Below are 21,742 nucleotides of genomic sequence, written 5' to 3'. Positions count from 1 at the left end.
CCAGCACCACCTGGCGTGAAATCGCCTTGTCGATCAAAGCGTGAAATTCACGCCGAAGCAACGATCGCGTGCTCTGCTCGGTTAAGGCGACGCCACCCTATAACTTTCTCCCGTTCGCTGGCCACTCGCGGTATTGTCATTTTCCTAACGTCCGAAAGTGAATTAAGTCATGGGCTGATATTTTCAGTCGCGGCGATAGGCCTGAAGGTCCTTGGGTTCGCAAGCCTTGCGTCGCCTTGAAGGGAGCTGAACTTCCGGCCCGCTATTTGTTCGCGTCGATGCCAGATATCCTTTCCCCTTTTTGGTTTTCAAGCTTAGTTCTCAAGGGTCCTTGGTTATGGTTCCGGACGTCTTTACCCGACCTTCCCCTTGTAATCCAGTATTTCAGCACGACTTAGATGGTAGTGACGGCTCGTCTTCAGGGCGCTGTCATCAAGGGTGCAAAACCTTGCCCCAACAAAGGAGGACTTAATGTCTTCCAATCCAGCAGCACCGCATGTCGAACCCGCCGGCTTCAAGCTGGTCAGGGAAGTCTTGAGGTCCGCCGGCCTCCGAGGATCTGAGTCGGACGCGAGTTCCGACACGAAACGTGACGCCTCGCTCTTTCTCTCAACTGAGTTCCGCAGGGGTGTTAGGACAAAATCTGCTCTCCTTAATTCTCTCGCCAACCGGAAACAGTCGTCGCGAGCAAGCCTTGATCCCCAACCCAACCAAAGAGTAGCGCTGTTGATCGGTGGCAAGATGAGGGTGGACGCTGATGGGGATCTCCTTCCCAAACGAAGCTCGAAGTTTTGACGACAGAAATCGCTGTGTCCGTTTCACCGGATATGACGGGATGTTCGAGATCAAATTCTATTTGGCGACCGAAGTCTTGGCCCGCGAGAAATCGCATCGAAATGCCAGCGAGGCAGACTACCTAACGGCGTTAGATGCGTTGCGGCCAAGAATTCTGGAAGCTGCGACCTCTACTTATTTCAAAGTTCGATCCAGCGCGATTACGCTGGATCTCGCGCATTTTCGTTGAGCATACCGTGATCCTAAAAGGATACGATCGTGCATCATCCGACCATATCAAATCCACCGCCCCAACCAGGAACAGCGAAAACTGTCCTTGTAAGCGAATTCGCGAAAAGGTTTCGCCTCGGTCAGGTGGAGGAGAACCGATTGCGTAAGCTCCTGGGCCCCATCGCTAAGGAAATAGACCTCCTCAGAAATGCCGGCAGATAGAGGGATCGGCGGTATCATCGCCGCTTCCGCTCTCCTTGCCGGCCATAGAGCTTTACATTCTCCAGACAGGAACGTGCCATCATGAACACAACAGTGAAAAGCATCACTATCATTCGACCGTTCCAACTTCCGGGGATGGCGCAACCTCATCCACCAGGCGTCTTCGAGCTTCAGATCGATGAGGAGCCCATCGACGTCACATGGGAGGCTTATCATACGACAATGACCTTGCTCCTTAGCTCCAACGGGCGCACCGAGGCGTGGCCCGTGTCGAGGGAGGAACTTGAAAAAACGCAGGCGCCGTCTATTGCCCCTTGAGCAACCTCGAGACTCGTCGGACCCGACGAACTGGGCAACGGAGGAAAATTTTCTCGTGCAAGCCAAGCTTGTCTCAACAAAGGGCAGGATACGAACGACAAGGTCCGAAAACCATGAAGCCGCTGCATTAACGCTGGGTCACGGACGCTGCGTAATTGTCGCAGCAGAGCCAGGATAAGATCACGGCGCCGCAGACACATTCCCAACCCTTGCGGCTCCTCAGGATCGTACCGACAGCGCAGCAGCGACACTGACGTACTCCGGATGACGGCTTGAATTATACTTTTGAAATCACCACGCCGAAATTCTACTCCGTCTGCCAGCAGCCGTGCTCCGGCCACCGCGGATACGAAAGTAATATCGAGCCCGCAGAACCTGATGAAACGATATGAGCAATATATGGTCTCAGCTCGAGAAGCCGCCCAAGCCGGTGACCGGGTCGAGGCAGAGAACCTTCATCAGCACGCTGAACACTTCTATGGCACGGCAGCCCTGCAGAAAGCGGGCCTTCAGCAATGATGGTGGAAACAAGCTCATCCACGGACCAAGACGAAAAAGCCTGGCCCAAAATCCTCGCCAAACATCGCACCCCGCATGCGAGCGGCAGTGTGTTCGAGTTGACCGTCTCAGCCATCAGCTTAAGGGTTCGTTTCAATGCTGATACTCAGTATTCGTCACCGTACGACCTACAGTTTTCGAGAGAACGTGTCGCTTTCGCCCCACCGGCTTATACTCAGGCCACGTGAAGGTCGCGAGCTCAGGCTGCTGAGCCATGAGATTTCCACTTCCCCCGAGGCTGCGTTGAGCTGGTCGAACGACGTATTCGGGAATGCGATCGCTTCAGCCACATTTCAGACGCCCAGCGACAGCCTCGTGGTGGACAGCTCGGCGACTGTGGACCTGACGGCGTCGGCATGGCCTGTGTTCGACATCGCGGCGTCGGCAATCAACTATCCTTTCCTCTACCCGGCCAATGACTGGACTGACCTGGGAGCGCTAACCGTTCAGCAGCATGACGATGTCGAGCAGCGGCTTGCGTCATGGGCGCGCGGCTTTGTCGCCGGCAGCCCGGCGGATACACTGTCCCTCCTCAGGGATATCAGTTTGGGTATCGCATCCTCCATCTCCTACCAGAGCCGTGAAGAGGACGGCACGCAGGCGCCGTTGACCACCCTCGATCGGGGTTGGGGCTCTTGTAGGGATTTTGCCGTATTGTTCGTGGAGGCGGTGCGCAGCCTGGGCTTTGGCGCCCGGATCGTCTCAGGCTATCTGTTTAATCCGGACAGTTTACTCACCGGATCGACGGACTATGGATCAACGCATGCCTGGGCTGAGGTTTTTGTTCCCGGCGCTGGCTGGATCACATTCGATCCAACAAACCGAAGTATGGGCGGCGCTAACCTCATCCCGGTCGCGGTGATCCGCGACATCGCCCAAGCCGTTCCGCTCTCAGGGAGCTTCACGGGCGCGGAGAATGCCTTCCTGTCGATGGACGTGACAGTGGAAGTCAGAGCAATCGACTCGGCATAAGCCGTGTGGCTTTAGGGCTCGTCGAATTGGGCACCCAATGCTCCCATTTCCGAGCTCCTCGTCTTGAGCGGAATCGAACCAATGGCACGCTGATTAGGGAGCGCGTGTGGCAAACCAAAATCATTGTGAAATCAGATCAGAACCGTCCTGAACGTACTTAGCACACACTTTTTCGCTGTATTAGCGAGCGTTCACTTGCCATTTCCGATGACTTGAAGAAGTTACCTGGCCCGAGGCTTGGGCCTTTCCAGGAAGGGATAATGCCATGCCTCTTAGAATTCTCTTGGTCGCCGCAACAATCATTTTGTCTCTTTCGGGATGTGCAACGACGACCGGCTCGGATAACACGACGTACACGAGCCCAGCAGGGATAGGGCCGGTTCGAGGTACAGGTGACAACTTTTACTAACTCTCGCCGCTATTCGAACGCGAAGATGGCGTTCCCTTTTGATGATGAGCGCCCTTGCCTGTCCTATGCGGAAACTCGGCGGATTAGCTTTTCGTTTTTGAGGATGGGTATAGCTGAATCCAGTGAGAGCTGATCCTTCGAATACTCGCATTGATCGTTCGACGTCTGCAGCTCGTCAACGAGCATAAAGCAGAGAGTCGTTGCATCGTGTTGAACGCGGATAATGTCTTCGCAGGAAATCGCGAACGAAACTGCACGGTCTGCCCTACAATTCCAGCGCCTTTTTAACAGCAACGATAAGATCAGATCCCGCAAATGGCTTTCGCAAATAGGCGACGCATCCGGCTTGCTCGGCCTCTAGCTGCAGGCGCTGATCGTCGAGCGCCGTAATGAAAATGACCGGCATTTCCGACCGCGCACCTTTCAGACTGCGCTGCAATTCCATCCCGGACATGCCGCCGTTCAAATCGATATCGAGCACGAGGCAGCGGATATCGATGCTTGGATCTTGAGCAAGAAAGGCTTCCGCGGATGCATATTCCACCGCGTCAAAACCATAGGCGTTGAGGAGCCGGGTGACGCTCCGCCGAAGGCTTGCGTCATCATCAACAACGGCGACTGTGTGCCGCAGCTTTACCATCCTAAGACTCATTTGCGGTTATCTGAGGGGATACACGATTACGTCTACACTAAGCCCGTCGTTATCGGATTGATATTGTCCTAAAGGGACGTCGCCGGAACTTTTTACGTGGAGGATCTTCGTTCAACATCGCCGACGCTTACAGTAATGGACACGGCTTCGGCAGCGGACCGTACGCGCAGCTTTTCCTTCACGCGGTGGCGATGTACCTTGACGGTACGCTCGGATATGCCAAGGGCGTAGGCGATCTGCTTGTTGAGCCATCCGCGGATGATTAACGCGAGGACTTCGGCTTCGCGCTCGCTAAGGCTCGCCAGCAGCGCCCGCTGCTCCTCACGCCGCTGGTGCTCGGCCCACTGCATCTCAGATCGCGCCAATGCTCGTTCGATCGCCCCCATCAACGATGTTGCCGAAGTGCGCTTTTCCAGAAAGTCCTGGGCGCCCGCCTTCATAGCATCAACGCTGGCGGGTATGTCTCCTTTCCCAGTGAGAAAAACGATGGATAACAGCGGCGCCCGCTCGCAAAGTTGGCGTTGCACTTGCAAGCCGGACTGGCCAGGCATCTGCAGGTCAAGGAGCACGCACCCCGGCGTACTGTTTGAAAGCGTCGCGAGAAATTGGTCTCCGGATTCATATACCTGAACCTCGAGACCATAAGCGGACAGCAGCCGTGCAGTCGCCGTTCGGTAGGACTTATCGTCGTCAACAATATGGACAATTGGCGTCATAAGCTTTTCTTCCGCCGAACAAGGGGAAGAACGACGCAAAATACGGCGCCGCCTTCGCGCCGATTATGAGCCGAGATCCCGCCCCCGTAGGTCTCAATGATTGCACGGGCTATGGAAAGACCGAGCCCCGTACCCGCTTGCTTGGTGGTGTAGAACGGGTCGAAGATTTTGGACATGCGTTCCTCTGGAATGCCATCGCCGGTATCAGAGACCCGCAGCTCCGCCTTCTCGCTCGCCAGGGCCGTTGCAAAGGTGAGCGTTCTCCCGGCCGGGGCGGCGTCCAGCATGGAATCCATCGCGTTGATCGCCAGGTTGAGGATGACCTGCTGCACATGAACTTTGTCGGCACACACCGGCAGCTTACCGGGCAGCTGGTTTGATGTCAGCTTGATTCCGCGTCGTTCCGCCTCGCCGTGAATGATGTGGATCGCGCGCGACGTGACGTCGTTCAGGTCGAACTCCTGCCAATCGATCTCGTCTCTCTTCTTGAGCAATCCTCTCATCCGGCTGATGATATCGCCTGCGCGCTGATCGTCCTCCTGGATGTCGAGAAGAATCTGCTGGATCAGCTCGCGATCGAGGGTCTCGCTTCTAAGCAGCACCGACGCTGCCTCGGCATTGTTTCGAATGGCCGAGAGAGGCTGGTTCAGTTCGTGAGCGATCGACGAGGACAATGCTCCGGCTGTTGCGGACTGGTTGAGATGGACGGCTTCGAGCAAATGGAGCCGCGAGCTGCGCTCGGCGTCTCGGCGGCGCCGCCGCTCGCACAGGAGCACCGAGATGATGGTGGCCTGCGCCAGTACTAGGCCGGCCCCGGCCACCAAAACGAGCCAGTGTTCCTGCCAGAGGCTCCCCTCCTTGTGCATCTGTATCGTGCCCGGCGGCAGATCCTTTTCGGCAAGCCCCCAGCGCTGGAGTTGCCGGGCATCGGCAATGTATGTCTGGGGCGCTTCGAGATCGGACACGGACTTACCGGCAATCGCATCGATGACGAGGTCGCCGACGGTCCGGCCCAGCGCTTCAAATGTGACGGTGTTGCCGCCGACGACGCCATGGTCGATGTAAGTCTGGTAGGGGCCGTAGACAGGCGCGCTGGCGGTCGCTGCGATCTGACTGATCACATCGCGCGGAATGAAGTTGCGCCCTGCCCGATCCTTGAAGACAGTCAATGCCAGGATGATGCTGTCGGACGGCACATGCGATGCCCGCTCGACGAAGTCGTCGATCGTCAGATCTTCCAAATAGGTCGTTTCGTAGGACTTCGAGAACTCCCTAAGAGCCGCGCGGGTCGTCGTCAGCCAGCCGCGGTCGAAGTCGGACGAACCGCCAACAACGTAGAGATGGCGCGCATCGGGCTGCAGGCTGCGGGCCATCTCGGCCGTCTTCAGAATGTCGAATGTCGCGAAGGCTCCGACTACGTCATCCGGCAAGTCCATCTTCTCGGCCGTGGCAGTACCGAAACCGGCTGCGACAATCTTTGCGCCAGGAGCGATCATGCTGCGGTTCGCGGTTACGAAGCTCGCCGATTCCTTGCCGAGGGCCACGACCACGTCCGGGCGCCGGGTGGCGTATTTCTCGGCGAGATATCGTGCCATTCGCGCGATATGGTCGGCCTCGGGAAACCGCGAGAGATCCAGGAACTCTGAAAACAGATCGATCCTGCCGTTCGTCGCCTCCAGCAACCGGCTCCGCAACGCCTCTCCTGCAGCGGTCGTCGCCGCGATCCTCTCATCATAGGGATAGAGAACGAGGACGCGGGGAAGTCGGTCTCTGACAGGCAACGAGGTGGCCGAAGCTGCCGCAAAAACATTGGGATTGATCAATATGGGCGCGGCCAGCATCAGGCCAGCCAGCTGCAATCGACCTGACCACTTGCGCGGACCCATCTCGCTTCCCCAAAGCTGGGAAAACAATAACAGCTTCGCCGCGTAGTGTCACCCTCGCAAGATACTACCTCTGGTTAAGCCATCCACTCTGGGATTCCCTAAAGGGCAATATCGGCACCAGGCTACATCCGCTAAAAACGACGTCGACAGACTGGGCGGAGGCTCGAGTGTGTCTGTCGCAGCATCGAAAGCCATGTTTCGTCCGACAGATGGAACCGCGCGGTTTGGTTTGGCGCGGCTGTCATCGGTCAGCCGAAAGTTCAACCGAGGAATTTCAAATGAGCAGCAGAATCCTTATCCGCTGTATCGGAGCACTGGCTTCATCAACCATTCTCTGGTGCGCAGCCTCTCCTATGCAAGCGCAGGACTCCCAACGAAAGCCCAACATCCTGTTCATCGTGTCGGATGATACAGGCTACGGCGATCTCGGCCCCTATGGCGGGGGTGAAGGTCGCGGCATGCCGACCCCAAACATCGACAAGCTGGCGGACGAAGGGATGACTTTCTTCTCCTTCTACGCCCAGCCAAGCTGCACGCCTGGGCGTGCCGCTATGCAGACGGGGCGGATACCGAACCGCAGCGGCATGACCACTGTCGCCTTTCAGGGACAGGGCGGCGGATTGCCTGCGGCCGAATGGACGCTCGGATCCGTGTTGAAGCGCGGCGGCTACCACACCTACTTCACCGGCAAATGGCATCTTGGCGAGGCAGATTATGCGCTGCCGAACGCCCAGGGCTACGACGAGATGAAATATGCCGGTCTCTACCATTTGAATGCCTACACCTATGCAGATCCGACTTGGTTTCCAGATATGGATCCGAAGCTGCGCGAGATGTTTCAGAGGGTGACGAAAGGGGCGCTATCCGGCAAGGCTGGAGGCCCTGTTACCGAAGAATTCAAGGTCAACGGTCAATATGTGGACACACCGGTTATCGACGGCAAGGAAGGCGTGGTTGGCATCCCGTTCTTTGACAGTTACGTCGAAAAGGCAGCCGTCGAATTTCTCGATGAAGCATCGAAGAAGCCGGATGAGCCTTTTTATATCAACGTGAACTTCATGAAGGTTCACCAACCTAACATGCCTGCGCCCGAATTCGAGCACAAGTCACTGTCCAAGAGCAAGTATGCCGACTCGATCGTGGAACTGGACACCCGTATCGGCCGGATCATGGACAAGCTGCGTGAAACCGGCATGGACCGGAACACACTGGTCTTCTACACCACGGACAATGGCGCCTGGCAGGACGTCTATCCGGACGCCGGGTACACGCCGTTGCGTGGCACGAAGGGTACGTTGCGCGAGGGCGGCAATCGCGTCCCTGCGATCGCCGTCTGGCCCGGTAAGATCAAACCCCGCACCAAGAACCACGACATCGTCGGCGGTCTAGATCTGATGGCGACATTCGCCGCCGTCGGCGCGGTCCCTCTTCCGACCGAGGACCGCGAAAACAAGCCGATCATTTTCGACAGCTACGACATGTCGCCGATCCTCCTTGGCACGGGGAAATCGGAACGGAAATCCTGGTTCTATTTCACCGAAAATGAGCTGTCGCCGGGTGCTATCAGGGTCAATAATTACAAATTTGCGTTCAATCTTCGTGGTGACGACGGAGCGCAGACCGGCGGACTGGCAGTCGATTCCAATCTTGGCTGGAAAGGGCCGGACAAGTATGTCGCGACCGTTCCCCAGGTCTTCGACCTCTGGCAGGATCCGCAGGAACGCTACGACATCTTCATGAACAACTTCACCGAACGTACCTGGATGGGCGTCGTCATGGGCGAAGAGCTCCAGAAGATCATGGCGACTTACGTGAAGTATCCTCCCCGAAAGATGCAAAGCGTTGGCTACACTGGTCCCATCACTCTCTCGAACTACGAACGCTTTCAGTGGGTGCGGGATCAGCTCGCCAAGGAGGGTATGACGCTCACTCTCCCGACCGGGAACTGATCGAAGAGCGGCGGCTCCGCGAGGGGCCGCCGCCCGTTTTCTGTTTCTCCCTGTTGCCAACCCCGGAGGATGACCGATGTCTTTTGTCCGCTCGGCGCCGCGATTGATCTGCCTGATGATCATTGCGCTCGGTGTCGCACTGATTCATGCCACTTCTGCATTCACCCAGAGCGATCCTCTGCCGTCGTGGAACGACACTGCTCCGAAAGCAGCGATCGTCGCCTTCGTCGAGAAGGTAACCAAACAGGGATCGCCGGAATTCGTTCCCGAACCGGAACGGATCGCCGTATTCGACAATGACGGCACCCTGTGGGTCGAGCATCCCATGTACGTCCAATTGGCCTTCGCTTTAGACCGCGTGAAGACGCTCGCTCCGCAGCATCCGGAATGGAAGGAAACGCAGCCGTTCAAGGCGGTGCTGGAAGGTGACATGAAGGCGCTCGCGGCATCCGGCGAAAAGGGCCTGGTCGAACTCATCATGACGACGCATGCCGGAATGACCAGCGGCGATTTTCAGAAGATCGTGACCGATTGGCTTGCTACGGCGCGCGATCCGAAATTCAGGCGTCCATACACCGAACTCGTCTATCAGCCGATGATTGAGCTTCTCGCCTATCTCCGTGCCAATGGCTTCAAGACCTTCATCGTTTCAGGCGGAGGCATCGAATTCATGCGGCCGTGGGCGGAAAAGGTCTATGGCGTTCCGCCGGAGCAGATTATCGGCTCGTCGATCAAGACCGAATTCCGGATGCAGGACGACACGCCGACCCTCTTTCGCCTCCCCGAAGTCAACTTCATCGACGACAAGGCAGGCAAGCCCGTCGGGATCAACCAGCAGATCGGCCGACGACCGATTGCCGCCTTCGGCAACTCCGACGGAGATTTTGAAATGCTGCAATGGACAACCATGGCTGGTGCACCTGCAAGGCTCGGCGTGCTGATCCATCACACCGATGCGGAGCGCGAATACGCCTACGACCGCGATACCGAATTCGGCCGCCTCGACAAAGCGCTCGATGCAGCCGGAATCGGCGGCTGGACCGTCGTCGACATGAAGGCCGACTGGAAGCAGATCTTCAAGGACTAGGATTGGGCGCCTCGCCGCTGAGGCGCGGGCAAGGTCACATCGGACTTCAATTGCGTTCATGAAGCGGCGGGCTGCCCGTCGCGACTGGAGGATACCACCATGAAAATCGATCGTGTCGTCGCCTTGGCCTTTATTGCGGGCTACGCATTGACCACATCCACCTTTGCGCAGGACGCGTCGAAGAAACCGCACGTACCGCTCGAAAAGACTATCGGTGAAGTCATGCCGACAGGTCCCGTGCCCTCATTGGCGGTCATCAATTCGGCTGGTGCCAGGATCGAGAACGGGAAGCTCGTCCTGACGGGCGTTTCGTCCAATTCCATTGTCTTTGCCGATAGGCCCGTGCGCGCTGCCGGGCATGTGGCGACGGAACAGTTCATCATGCAATGGGACGACGGGAAGGACAATTTCGCAATCGATCCGCCGAACGCCACAGTTTCCGTGCTTGGCGGCGACGGTTCGGGCGTCAGCGACGCCGTTGTCACGCTTAAGACTCCCAAGCTCGACGGCAACACGCTGACGTTCGACATCGTCGTTCTGGAAGGAGACCTGAGCGGTGCGACAGGGCCTACAGCCCTGTTCATCGATCATTTCGGCGGTAGTTTCGGCGGCGGTGGCTTTCATGGAGGCGGGTTTGGGGGTGGTAGTTTTGCTGGCGGTGGTTTCCGTGGTGGGGATTTTGGCGGAGGCGGTTTTAGGGGAAACGACGTGCATATCGGCGAGACCAACATCAACCGTGTGGGAGGAAGCTACTGGCATGCGCCTGTCTATCACGGCGCCTGGTACAGCGGGGCGCCGGTTGCCGCTGGCGTCGTCGCCGACGCCGCGGCTGCGCGTCCCTATTACAATCCCTACTATAACAATGGCCCGCAATGCGGTTACTATCCCTACCCGCCTTGCTACTGACCAATTCCTCGTCACGGCGCCGATGCGGCGTGACTTCCTCAAGACGTCCACATGGAGCGATTGAGTGGCAGCATCTGTTCCGTCAGCAGCGGTCTTCCTGTTTTTCCTGTTGCTTGCGTCCGCTAGCCTAGCAACCGACTCGACACCCGCCCCTGATCCCCAGATATCGATTCATCAGGACTTCGTAGACGAAAAGACCTGCGCGTCCTGTCATGCTGATCAAGCGGCTGCTTTCGCGAAATCCCATCACGCAAAGGCCATGGCTATGGCCGACGAGGGCACCGTCCGCGGCGATTTCAACGATGCCCGGTTTGAACACGACGGCGTTGTTACGACGTTTTTCCGCCGCGACGGACGGTTCCTCGTCAGAACGGAAGGACCAGATGGCAAGGAGGCCGAATTCGAAGTCAAATATACCTTCGCCTATGAGCCGCTTCAACAATACCTCGTCGACACCGGAGGCGGACGTCTGCAAGTTGTCGACATTGCCTGGGACACAGTCAAACGGCAGTGGTTCTGGCTCGGCAACAGCGCCCCAGCCAAGCCCGGTTCGACCTATCACTGGACGGGTCCGTTTTACCGCTGGAACCGCACATGCATCGACTGTCATTCGACCGATCCGCAAGCGAACTTTCAACCGGTGACGAACGAATACAAGTCGACCTATGTCGCTACCAGCATCGGTTGCCAGTCGTGTCATGGTCCGGGTGCCAAGCATGTCGGATGGGCACAGGCCGGCGTCACTTCTTCGGCTATCAAACCGGAGGCAGGCTTACCGAAGGTCGATGCGAATGTTTGTTTTGCGTGCCACGCCAGACGAACCAAACTCTTGAGCGGCTATCAGCCCGGAAAGCCTTTGCTCGACTACTTCTCCCCTGCACTGCTCCGGGACGATCTCTACCTTCCGGACGGACAGATCCTTGACGAGGTTTTCGAATACGGCTCGTTTCAGCAAAGCAAGATGGCAAGGGCGGGGGTGACATGTCTCGACTGTCATCGGCCGCATGATGCCGGCCTGAAGGCGGCGGGCAACGCGCTCTGCACCCAATGCCACACCGAAACGAAACCGGAGCGCTTCGTGAAGCAGGACCCGAGCGGACTGTTCGACGATCCGAGCCATACCCACCATCCCACCGGCTCTGCGGGCGCGCAATGCGCAAACTGCCACATGCCCGAGCGCACCTATATGAAAGTCGATCCAAGACGTGACCACTCGTTCGTCATCCCTCGACCCGATCTATCGGCGACCTTCGGAACGCCGAATGCGTGCACGACCTGCCATGCCGGCAAGGACAATACCTGGGCTGCCGATACCATGGACAAATGGTACGGGACCGGATGGCGCAAACGCCCGACGATCGCCCACGCATTCGCAAACGCCGTGAACAATCAAACTGCAGTGGAAGCGTTGCGCAAGCTGGTCAATGACCAGGACCAGGCCGGGATCGTCAGAGGCAGTGCCCTTGCCAGAATGAGCCGGATAGATGGAGAGGACGTCGTGGCAGATATTCGAGCAGCGTCGGCGGATACAAACCCGCTCGTCCGGCTTGCGGCCGCGGAAGCTGCAGGCAACCTTCCGCCAGAGCGTCGGCTGGAGGCGATCGGCAAGCTGCTCGGCGACGAAACGCGGGCTGTGCGCGTAGCGACGGCAACGGCACTTGGAAGCACTCCTTCTGACCTCTTTGGCAGCCAGCGAGGCAGCTTCGAATCCGCGGTCAATGATCTGCGCACCTACGTCGAAACAAATGCAGACGTCGCGGAAACGCAGAGCAACTTTGGCTTCTTCCTGTTCGGCCAGCAGCGGGCGGCAGAGGCCGAGACCGCCTTCCAGCGGGCGATTTCGCTTGACCCGACTCTGGAAGGCTCGCGGATCAATCTTGCCGAGTTCTATCGTGCTACCGGCCAGGCCGACAGATCCGAGCAAACCTATGCCGAAGCGATTTCGGTTTTGCCCGACCGCGCAGATTTGCGCTACGGACATGCTCTTTCCCTCGTTCGCAAGAAGGCGGTGGGCGATGCGATCATAGAACTCGAGGAAGCGGTGCGGCTGGATCCGCAAAGCTCCCGATACAAGACGACGCTTGCGGTCGCTCTCGACTCCCTTGGGAGAACGGAAGACGCGCTGAATAAGCTCGACGCTTGGACGGCGGCTGGCTCGGATCCGGACGTCACGGGCCTCGCGTTGCAGTACAGTCTGAAGCTTCAGCGGTTGCCCGATGCATTGAAATTCGCGGAACGCATGGCCCAACTGAGGCCACAAGACCAGCAGATCAGGGATTTACTCAATCAATTGCGGCAGGCGATCAACCCGCAATAGTCGTTTCAGCTTGCCGGAATCTATATGCTGTTGCAAAGTCCATCAACGAGATTCGGGGGGCTCTCATGAAAGCTGTTCACTTGCATGCGATGATACTACTGGCAGGCATCTCGCTATCGTCGGCGGGCAACGCCGCCGACCTGACGCCACTAACACCTGAGGCGAAAACGGTCGACAGCCAGACCGGCTGGGAATTTACTCTCGCCCCCTATTTCTGGGCTGCCGGCATTTCCGGCGACACTGGACAATTCGGGCTGCCGGAGGTCCACCTCGACGCTGATTTTGGCGACATTCTGAAGAACCTGGATTTCGCCTTCATGGCGACCGGAGAAGCGCGATACGACCGCTTCAGCATCGTCGGTGACGTGATCTACACCAAGCTTGGTGCGATGGCGATACCCCTGACGGCATCCTTGCCGACAACGTCGACGTTACGTCAAAGACGTTTTCCGGATTCCTCGGGGGCGGTTATGCGGTCCTCGAAGACCAAAATGGACACCTCGATATCGTTGGCGGCATGAAGGTCTGGTCGGTCAAGACCGAGATCTCGTTTAACGGCGGCATTCTGGGCGGAGTGGATGTGGAGGATAGCGCCACATGGGTCGATGCCGTCGCCGGCATCAGAGGAAACTTCTTCTTCACGCCAGAAATCTATCTCACCGGATGGGGTCTGGTGGGTGCAGGTGGCGCGGACATCGACTGGGACGTGGCACTCGGCCTCGGCTACAAGTTCAACGACACCGTTTCGGCGGTCGCGGGATATCGCGCTCTCGGCGTCAATTACGACAACGACGGCTTCGTCTTCGACGTCGTCCAGCAAGGGCCGATTTTCGGAGTCGCCATCCGGTTCTAGCATCGTCGGTGTCGCGTCGGCCCGCGCGGCGCGGCAGCGAGCCGGGACACCGCGGCTCCGCCGGCTCCCTCTGACCGCGCGCAGGATAGGAGCATGACCGTCGTTCGCCATTGTCGGTCTTGACCGCGACTTTTGGAAACAGGTACTGGCAGTCGCCAATTGGGCCTATATTAATTCTGGTCAGATCGAGACGGTGCGCGCGGCACATGCAGCGCGGAAGGTGCTCAATGAGCGAAGAATGGAGGCAATGGCGACTCTGAAAGCGACGACGGGTGACCGCGAATTCTTGCGCCAGTGATTAGCCGGCAACAAACACTGATCGAACGGTGGCAGGAGGCATCAACCTAGAAGAAGCCTCATGGACCACGCCAATCACGTTCGCGTTGCGGGTACTGAACTGACCCCGCCGGTGTTGGAAGGCGCGACCGACTACCGCCTATTATCAACAAGGTCGGCAAACATAGGTTAACTGATCAATGCTCCGTCCTCTGTCCTAGGACAAAGGACACTTGGCGTCGATGATCGGCTAGGTGACCTCTCGCATTCTTTCACGCGAACCCCTCTATCACAGCCTATCGCGTGTCTTCATCGCGGCGGCGATCCGGGCGAAGCGGGTGGCCGATAAAGAATCACAGTAATCGTGAGCTTGGCACAGACGCCGACGAACATGCGCGATTACCCGACTGGTATGAAGCTCGTGGGCAGATCACACGTCGATCCGACGTCTCCCGCGATTATTCGATGTTGAACTGGACCCTTGAGCTGGATGGACGAGCCGGACTAAGATTGCCGCTCTAAGAGAGGCGGTTACCGTGCAACTTCGTCATCAAATCCTCGCGCTTGCTGTTCTCCCACTTGTCCTGGCGATTACGCTGATCACAGCGTTCACGACATGGCAATCGACCACGCTTGCCCAGAGCAGTATCGATACGTTTGAGCGCAACATGCTCAAAGCGAAAGAGACCGAGCTTCTTAATCTTACCAATCTGGCTCTTTCGGCGATCAAGGAAGTTTATGACAATGCCGGAGCCGATGACGAGCGTGCCAAGGAGCGCGTAAGACAGATACTAACCTCACTGGACTATGGCCAGGATGGATATTTCTTCGTCTACGACTACGATGGCAACAGTGTAGTCCATCCGCGCCAAACTTTTCGACCAGGCCATAATTGGCTCGACCTGGTCGACCCGGATGGTGATCAGGTGATCGCCAATCTCATTGCCAAGGCGAAAGAAGGCGGCGGACTGCATCAATACAAATGGGAAAAGCCGTCGTCGGGAGCAATGGCGGACAAGCTGTCATTTGCGGCTGGTCTCGACAAATGGCGCTGGATGATTGGGACGGGTGTTTATCTCGACGATGTCTTTGCACAGACCGAGACTGCCAAGGCCGACCTGAAGCAGAGCATCCGACGCACGTTTGTAGTCGTAACGCTTATTGCTGTGCCTTCGATCCTCATGGTTTTCGCGACGTGCATGTGGATTACGCTTCACGAGCGGCGCCTTGCCGACGGCAAACTAAAATTGTTGACACAGCGGATCATCGACACTCAGGAGGAGGAGCGAGCGAGGCTGGCCCGGGAACTTCACGATGGTATTTCGCAGAACTTGATCGGTGTGCGCTATGCCTTCGATCTTGCGTCTCGGAAGGTCAGGGAGAGCGCAGCCGACGCTGGGGCAGCTATCGAACGCGGTATCGGATCGCTGAATGACGCGATCAAGGAGGTCCGAGACCTGTCACATGAATTGCGACCGAGCGTGCTTGACGACCTTGGGTTAACGGCTGCCCTGACTTCGCTCGGAAGCAATTTCGAAGAGCGAACGGGCATTCCTGTCTTGGTGGAATCTCTAGCCTCCGAAGCCCTCAAGCCCGAAGCGAACACGGCGCTATATCGGATCGCCCAGGAGGCACTTACCAACGTCGAACGACACTCTGGTGCATCATATGTCACAATCAGAATATGGAGCATCAAGGGACGCGTCCGAATGTCCGTTGCAGACGATGGCCGGGGTATCAGAAGCGACGGCGAAATTGATGGCGCCAACCGGTCGGGCGGACTTGGCCTCAGGAACATGCAGGAACGAATGGCGCATTTCAAAGGCATATTGCTCATCAAATCCAACGAAAATGGCACCACCTTGACGGCGATGTTTCCGAAGAGTGCGAACTCGATAGTGTCGGCGGCGCGGGCGGCATGAACGGTGACCGACCAATTTCCATACTCCTTGTCGACAATCATGCGCTTGTGCTGGAAGGCCTGCGCGCGGTGCTTGAGACCTACGCACATATCAGGGTTGTCGGCACCGCCGCCATGGTTCAGCCCGGTCTGGAGATCGCCGCCGCATCGGCACCGGACATAGTCCTGCTGGACATCAACATGCCGCAGATCAACGGCATCGACGCGATCGAGTTGTTTAAAAGCACGGTTCCGTCGACAAGGATCCTGATGCTGTCCATGCATGACAGCCGCGAATATATTTCGGCCTCTATCGTGAGGGGCGCATCTGGTTACATCCTCAAGGACGTTCCCAACGACGAGATCATCAAGGCGATCGAAACCGTTGCCGCCGGAGGCACCTATTTCTCCACCGGCGTCTCCGACGTCCTTATGCAACGACGACAAAAGGAAGAAACCGAGCCGCTACCGCTGACGGTACGTGAGCGCGAAATCCTGGCTTTTCTTGCAGCGGGCCGCAGCAATCGCGACGTTGCCGAATTGCTACAGCTCTCGGTCGCCACCATTGAGACGCACCGCAAGACCATAAAACGAAAACTGGGGCTGTCCACGACAGCCGAACTGACGCGTATTGCCATTGAGCGAGGCCTGGTCCCGCCTCGTTGACCGCTCTACCCAGTACTGGGTAGAGCGATCCATATTATAATTTTCCGATATTGCAGCCATGGACGACAGCTCGTAGGTGTCCTCGGTGGCCGCTCCGTGCGGCCTCGGGAGGACTTCATGACCGGACTTTTGGCGCTAGCGCGGACGATCGACGCGATCAATACTTTTTTTGGCAAGGCCGTTTCCTGGCTGCTGCTGCTGGCCGTGCTGATCAGCGCAATCAATGCCACGACACGCAAACTGTTCAATCTCAGCTCGAATGCCTGGCTGGAGGCACAGTGGTACCTGTTTTCCGCAGCCTTCCTCGTCGCAGCCGCCTGGACATTGATGAGCAACGAGCATGTGAAGGTTGATCTGGTCTATGGCCGCCTCTCGCGTCGCACACAGCTCTGGATCGAAGTCTTCGGCACGATCTTTTTTCTCTTCCCGTTCTGCCTCATCACCATCTATCTCTCCTGGCCTACCGTGATCGAGAAGTTCTCCACCGGCGAGGTATCGAACAATACCGGCGGCCTGATCCTTTGGCCGGTCTGGGCGATGATCCCCCTCGGCTTCGGGCTTCTTGCTCTCCAGGGCCTCTCGGAACTCATCAAGCGCATTGCAATCCTGCGCGGCGCCCTGCCCGACGCTATTGCACTTGCCGACGCCGAAGCCCAGACCCTTTAAGGCGGAGCCATATCCATGTTTGCTTTCTTTGCGGAAAATCTCGCGCCGATCATGTTCCTGTCGCTCATCGTTGTGCTGTTGCTTGGCTACCCGGTAGCATTCGCACTCGCCTTTGTCGGCTTCGTGTTTGGCTTCATCGGCATCTAGATGGGCCTTTTGCCTGTCAATCTTTTCGGCGCTATTCCCGACCGCATCTTCGGGCAGATGTCGAACGAAACGCTGCTGGCGATTCCTTCTTCACCTTCATGGGACTGATCCTTGAACGAAGCGGCATGGCCGAGGATCTGCTCGATACGATCGGACAACTGTTCGGCCCGGTCCGCGGCGGGCTTGCCTTCGCCGTGATCTTTGTCGGCGCCATCCTTGCAGCAACCACGGGGGTCGTCGCGGCCTCGGTCATCTCGATGGGTCTCATCTCGCTGCCGATCATGCTGCGCTACGGATACGACAGGCGCGTCGCCGCAGGCACGATTGCTGCCGCCGGCACACTGGCGCAGATCATCCCACCGAGCCTTGTCCTGATCATCCTTGCCGACCAGCTCGGCCGCTCCGTCGGCGACATGTACAAGGGCGCCCTCATCCCTGGCCTCCTGCTTGTTGCCGCCTATGCCGCCTACATCATCACGATGTCGTTCATCCGGCCCATAAGCGTTCCCGCACTGCCGCCACAAGCCCGTTCGCTCAGGGGCTGGAAGCTTGCGCAGCGTGTCGTCATTTCGCTCGTCCCACCGCTGGTCCTGATCTTCCTAGTTCTCGGTACGATCTTCATCGGCCTGGCAACGCCAACCGAGGGCGGCGCGATGGGTGCGGTCGGCGCGCTCGCGCTGGCGGCCATCAATCGGCGCCTCGATCTCGCGATGATCAAATCGGCGCTCTACGCGACCGCAAAGCTCTCATCCTTCGTCATCTTCATTCTGCTCGGCGCGCGCGTCTTCTCGTTGACCTTCTACGGCGTCAACGGTCACGTCTGGGTCGAGCATCTGATGACCTCGATCCCGGGCGGGGAAGTTGGCTTCCTCATCGTCGCCAACCTGCTCGTCTTCTTCCTGGCCTTTTTCCTCGATTATTTCGAACTGGCCTTCATCATCATTCCACTGCTCGCACCAGTTGCCGACGCTCTCGGGATCGACTTGATCTGGTTTGGCGTCCTGCTGGCGATCAATATGCAGACCTCGTTCATGCACCCGCCGTTCGGCTTCTCGCTCTTTTATCTGCGGTCGGTCGCGCCGACGCGAGCCTACAAGGACCGGATCACAGGAGCGACGATCCAGCCGGTCACGTCGGGCCAGATTTACATGGGTGCCCTGCCCTATCTCGGCATCCAGCTTGTCATGGTCATCATCGTCATCGCGTTCCCCGGCCTCGTTACCCATTACAAGTCCGGACACGTGGCCGTTGATCCTTCGACGATCGAGCTCAACGTTCCAATGCCAGGCGAGGACGGAGCAAATCCGTTCGGTACGCCAGCAGCCCCGTTCGGAGCCGAACCGTCCGAGGGTGAAGCCCCGCCCGCCTTCGACGCGCCCGCACCGGGTTTCGGATCACCGACCCCTGGCTTCGGTGCTCCGGAGCAAAATGGAAGCAAACCCTGAGGTCAAGGCAAAGACCAGACGCAATTGGCTGCCGCAGCCCGCGGTCGCAGCAACTCACAGAGGAGGACCATTGATGACGAAAGAGATAGGCCGTAGAGGATTTCTGACGAAAGGTGCGCTGGCCGGCGCCGCAACGGTGGCAGGGGCAACGCTTGCAGCGCCCGCGATCGCCCAGAGCACACCGACACTCCGCTGGCGCCTGACCTCAGGATTCCCGAACAATCTCGACACGATCTACGGCGGTGCCGTCGTCATGGCCGATGCGTTGAACAAGATCACCGAGGGAAAGTTCCAGATCCAGGTCTTCCAGGCAGGCGAGCTCGTGCCGGGAGCGCAGGCGATCGACGCAGTCAAGGCAAACACGGTCGAGCTTGCCCACACTTGCGGCTACTATTTCACCGGCAAGGATCCGACCTTTGCCATTGGCTCGACCATCCCGTTCGGCTTGAACGGCCGCCAGCAGAACGCCTGGCTCTATCACGGCGGCGGCAACGAAGCCTATAACGAATTCCTCGCCGACCATGGCGTGGTCGGCATTCCGGGTGGCGCCACCGGTGCCCAGATGGGCGGCTGGTTCCGCAAGGAGATCAAGTCGGTCGCAGATCTCAAGGGCGTCAAGATGCGCATCGCGGGTGTTGCCGGCGAAGTCATGTCGCGCCTCGGGGTCGTCCCGCAACAGCTTCCCGGCGGCGACATCTATCCGGCCCTCGAACGCGGCACGATCGATGCAGCCGAGTGGATCGGACCTTATGACGACGAGAAGCTCGGTTTCTATCAGATCGCGCAGAACTACTACTATCCGGCCTACTGGGAAGGCGGTCTGACCATCCACTTCTTTATCAACAAGGCGCAGTACGAAAGCCTGCCGGACACCTACAAGACGGCGCTCGACACGGCCTGCAAGGCAGCGAATATCAATATGCAGGCGCTCTACGATGTGAAGAACACGGCGGCGATCCGCTCGCTTGTCGGAAAGGGCGTCAAGCTGCGTCCCCTTCCACGTGATGTGATGGATGCCGCTTACAAAGCGTCCTTCGAACTCTACGGCGAGTACAGCGAAAAGCACCCGGCCTGGGCAAAGATTTATCCGGGCTGGAAGAAGTTCCGCGACGAATCCTTCGAATGGTTCCGCGTCGCCGAATACAGTTATGATAGCTACATGTATGCTGCTCAGGCAGCAAAAAAATAAGACAGGTCGAGAGCCGGGTCTAACCCGGCTCTTTTCTTCGGAAAGCGTCAGCTTCTTGCGCCACTAGCTTGAAATGGGACAAACTATGTATCGCGCCTGGAAGCAACTGGAAGAATATTCGCTTCTCCTCATCATCGGCGCCGTCTGCGCTCTCGCCTGGGCGAATCTATCTCCGGTGAGCTACCACGCGCTCATCGAATTTCCGATCTGGCAGAATGCCTATATTGGAGACTTGCAGCGCGCGCCCGCAGGAACCGCAGCGCGGGTCGTCACCGTTCATTTTCTCGTCAATGATGTTCTGATGGCGTTGTTCTTTGCGCTCGCCGGCAAAGAAGTCTGGGAAGCCGTTGCGTTGAGGAACGGCGCCCTGCGTGGCAAGAAGGCGTTGACGCCGCTGTTTGCGACTGCCGGCGGAATGCTGGGGCCGATTATCATATATCTCACAGGTGTCGCAGCGGTTGGACAGATGAATCAGTTGGCGGGGGGGTGGGCGATTCCGACCGCGACCGACATCGCTTTTTCGTATCTTGTCGGACGCGCCATATTCGGCGCGCGCCATCCCGCGGTCACGTTCCTGCTGCTACTTGCGATTGCCGATGACGCCGCCGGACTTCTGATCCTTGCCGTCTTCTATCCTCAGGGTGATCTCGCACCAGGATGGCTTCTGCTGTCGGCAGTCACTGCACTGGCCGCCTACCTCGTTGCCAATCGTCTTCCCCGGATGCTTGACGCCGGTCGACCGGGCATGCCGTTCACAACGGCGGTGCGGAAACACCTTTCATTCTGGCCCTATGCTGCGGCGGGTGCGATCAGCTGGTACGGCTTTCATCAGGCTGGCATCCACCCTGCGCTTGGTCTGTTGCCGATCATTCCGGCCATACCGCACTCCGATATTGAATTCGGGCTGTTTGCGGAAATCGAAAAACTCCAGACCGATTTGCTGAACGTGATCGAGCACGCGTTGAAAGGTCCCGTTCAAGTCGTGCTTTTTCTTTTCGGTCTCGCCAATGCCGGCGTCGAGTTCTCAACGATTGGCGCGCCCACCCTGCTCGTTGCATCCGCGTTGATGATCGGTAAGCCTCTCGGTATCGCTCTACCGGGTTGGGTTGCCGCGGGTCCGCTTGGATTCGGCCTGCCGTCGGGAATGAACTATAGAGATCTCATCGTACTTGGGTGCGTGGCCGCGATAGGCTTCACAGTCTCACTGTTCGTCGCAAGTGTCGCTTTTCCTACCGGCGAAATTCAGGACGCCGCAAAGATGGGCGCATTGCTGTCGTTCGCAGCGGCTGGGATCTCATTCATCATGGCCAGGTTACTTTCGGTCGAAAAGAAGTCTTGATTGGCGGCAGGGCAAACCGGCTATCAAGGGGAGGTCGTCAAACCGCGCTTTGGGAAGCCGCCTGAAGGCGCTCGGCATCGAGCGTGTCACCCTGTACCGGTATGTCGGCCCCAAGGGTGAACTCAGAGATTACGGAAAGCAAGTCCTCGGCCTCCAGCACTCAAGAGGGTGGCGTCGCCTTAACCGACTGTTGCGGATCGAGGCAATAGTCTATTGGCATGACTAAAGATGCGACCGCCCACTACAAACGCCACCGATTTCCCG

The 21,742-nt window shown here is 58.0% G+C and carries 17 protein-coding genes and 3 pseudogenes; 17 read left to right on the top strand and 3 right to left on the bottom strand.

Features of this window, described 5'->3' with window-relative positions; genetic code table 11:
* Positions 1-757: 757 nt before the first annotated feature.
* The 4 genes from ASE04_RS14230 (at position 758) to ASE04_RS14220 (ending at position 3,075) form a co-directional block, all read left to right on the top strand.
* Entirely contained in the window at positions 758-1,024 is a 267-nt protein-coding gene (locus ASE04_RS14230; RefSeq protein WP_056818295.1) for a DUF1488 domain-containing protein, read from the top strand.
* Between the two features lie 284 nt (positions 1,025-1,308).
* Positions 1,309-1,545 carry a hypothetical protein gene (locus ASE04_RS14225; RefSeq protein WP_056818292.1) on the top strand — a complete coding sequence of 79 codons (237 nt, stop codon included), beginning with the start codon at positions 1,309-1,311 and terminating at the stop codon, positions 1,543-1,545.
* 285 nt (positions 1,546-1,830) lie between these two features.
* Complete coding sequence (locus tag ASE04_RS32210) at positions 1,831-2,064, top strand: DUF4167 domain-containing protein (RefSeq protein ID WP_162260527.1); 234 nt, start codon at positions 1,831-1,833, stop codon at positions 2,062-2,064.
* Positions 2,065-2,199: 135 nt separating this feature from the next.
* Positions 2,200-3,075, top strand: a complete 876-nt coding sequence (locus ASE04_RS14220; protein WP_056818290.1) for a transglutaminase family protein — start codon at positions 2,200-2,202, stop codon at positions 3,073-3,075.
* 674 nt (positions 3,076-3,749) lie between these two features.
* Here the strand turns inward: ASE04_RS14220 and ASE04_RS14215 are convergent.
* The 3 genes from ASE04_RS14215 to ASE04_RS14205 form a co-directional block, all read right to left on the bottom strand.
* Positions 3,750-4,124: a response regulator transcription factor gene (locus ASE04_RS14215; protein ID WP_056818288.1), complete on the bottom strand. Its 375-nt coding sequence runs from the start codon at positions 4,122-4,124 to the stop codon at positions 3,750-3,752.
* A gap of 104 nt (positions 4,125-4,228) precedes the next feature.
* Positions 4,229-4,852 carry a response regulator transcription factor gene (locus ASE04_RS14210; RefSeq protein ID WP_056818286.1) on the bottom strand — a complete coding sequence of 208 codons (624 nt, stop codon included), beginning with the start codon at positions 4,850-4,852 and terminating at the stop codon, positions 4,229-4,231.
* Entirely contained in the window at positions 4,849-6,738 is a 1,890-nt protein-coding gene (locus ASE04_RS14205) for a sensor histidine kinase (RefSeq protein WP_056818284.1), read from the bottom strand. The genes ASE04_RS14210 and ASE04_RS14205 overlap by 4 nt, the downstream gene beginning before the upstream one ends.
* Positions 6,739-7,016: 278 nt before the next feature.
* Here ASE04_RS14205 and ASE04_RS14200 point away from each other — a divergent pair, with 278 nt between their 5' ends.
* The 13 genes and pseudogenes from ASE04_RS14200 to ASE04_RS32205 all read left to right on the top strand — a co-directional run.
* Positions 7,017-8,687: an arylsulfatase gene (locus tag ASE04_RS14200; protein WP_056818281.1), complete on the top strand. Its 1,671-nt coding sequence runs from the start codon at positions 7,017-7,019 to the stop codon at positions 8,685-8,687.
* A 115-nt stretch (positions 8,688-8,802) separates the two neighbouring features.
* Positions 8,803-9,774 (top strand): HAD family hydrolase, encoded by a 972-nt coding sequence (locus tag ASE04_RS14195; protein ID WP_244490410.1) that lies wholly within the window; start codon positions 8,803-8,805, stop codon positions 9,772-9,774.
* Positions 9,775-9,873: 99 nt separating this feature from the next.
* Positions 9,874-10,680: a hypothetical protein gene (locus ASE04_RS14190; RefSeq protein WP_056818277.1), complete on the top strand. Its 807-nt coding sequence runs from the start codon at positions 9,874-9,876 to the stop codon at positions 10,678-10,680.
* A gap of 64 nt (positions 10,681-10,744) precedes the next feature.
* Positions 10,745-12,997: a tetratricopeptide repeat protein gene (locus ASE04_RS14185; RefSeq protein WP_056818275.1), complete on the top strand. Its 2,253-nt coding sequence runs from the start codon at positions 10,745-10,747 to the stop codon at positions 12,995-12,997.
* A gap of 65 nt (positions 12,998-13,062) precedes the next feature.
* Positions 13,063-13,850 (top strand): annotated as a pseudogene (locus ASE04_RS14180) (hypothetical protein).
* Between the two features lie 812 nt (positions 13,851-14,662).
* On the top strand, positions 14,663-16,048 hold the full coding sequence (locus ASE04_RS14175) for a cache domain-containing protein (RefSeq protein ID WP_056818273.1): 1,386 nt from the start codon (positions 14,663-14,665) through the stop codon (positions 16,046-16,048).
* Between the two features lie 47 nt (positions 16,049-16,095).
* On the top strand, positions 16,096-16,692 hold the full coding sequence (locus ASE04_RS14170) for a response regulator (protein WP_443216868.1): 597 nt from the start codon (positions 16,096-16,098) through the stop codon (positions 16,690-16,692).
* Positions 16,693-16,809: 117 nt separating this feature from the next.
* Positions 16,810-17,358, top strand: a complete 549-nt coding sequence (locus ASE04_RS14165) for a TRAP transporter small permease subunit (protein WP_056818270.1) — start codon at positions 16,810-16,812, stop codon at positions 17,356-17,358.
* 15 nt (positions 17,359-17,373) lie between these two features.
* Entirely contained in the window at positions 17,374-17,505 is a 132-nt protein-coding gene (locus tag ASE04_RS31905) for a hypothetical protein (RefSeq protein WP_274533878.1), read from the top strand.
* Positions 17,506-18,950 (top strand): annotated as a pseudogene (locus tag ASE04_RS14160) (TRAP transporter large permease).
* 73 nt (positions 18,951-19,023) lie between these two features.
* Complete coding sequence (locus ASE04_RS14155; RefSeq protein ID WP_056818268.1) at positions 19,024-20,139, top strand: TRAP transporter substrate-binding protein; 1,116 nt, start codon at positions 19,024-19,026, stop codon at positions 20,137-20,139.
* A gap of 85 nt (positions 20,140-20,224) precedes the next feature.
* Positions 20,225-21,478, top strand: a complete 1,254-nt coding sequence (locus tag ASE04_RS14150) for a Na+/H+ antiporter NhaA (protein WP_056818265.1) — start codon at positions 20,225-20,227, stop codon at positions 21,476-21,478.
* Between the two features lie 64 nt (positions 21,479-21,542).
* Positions 21,543-21,632, top strand: a pseudogene (locus ASE04_RS32205) (recombinase family protein); the annotation flags it as partial.
* Positions 21,633-21,742 lie beyond the last annotated feature (110 nt).

Source organism: Rhizobium sp. Root708 (genome assembly GCF_001429725.1).
GTDB lineage: Bacteria > Pseudomonadota > Alphaproteobacteria > Rhizobiales > Rhizobiaceae > Rhizobium.
This window is presented reverse-complemented; position numbering and strand designations above follow the sequence as displayed.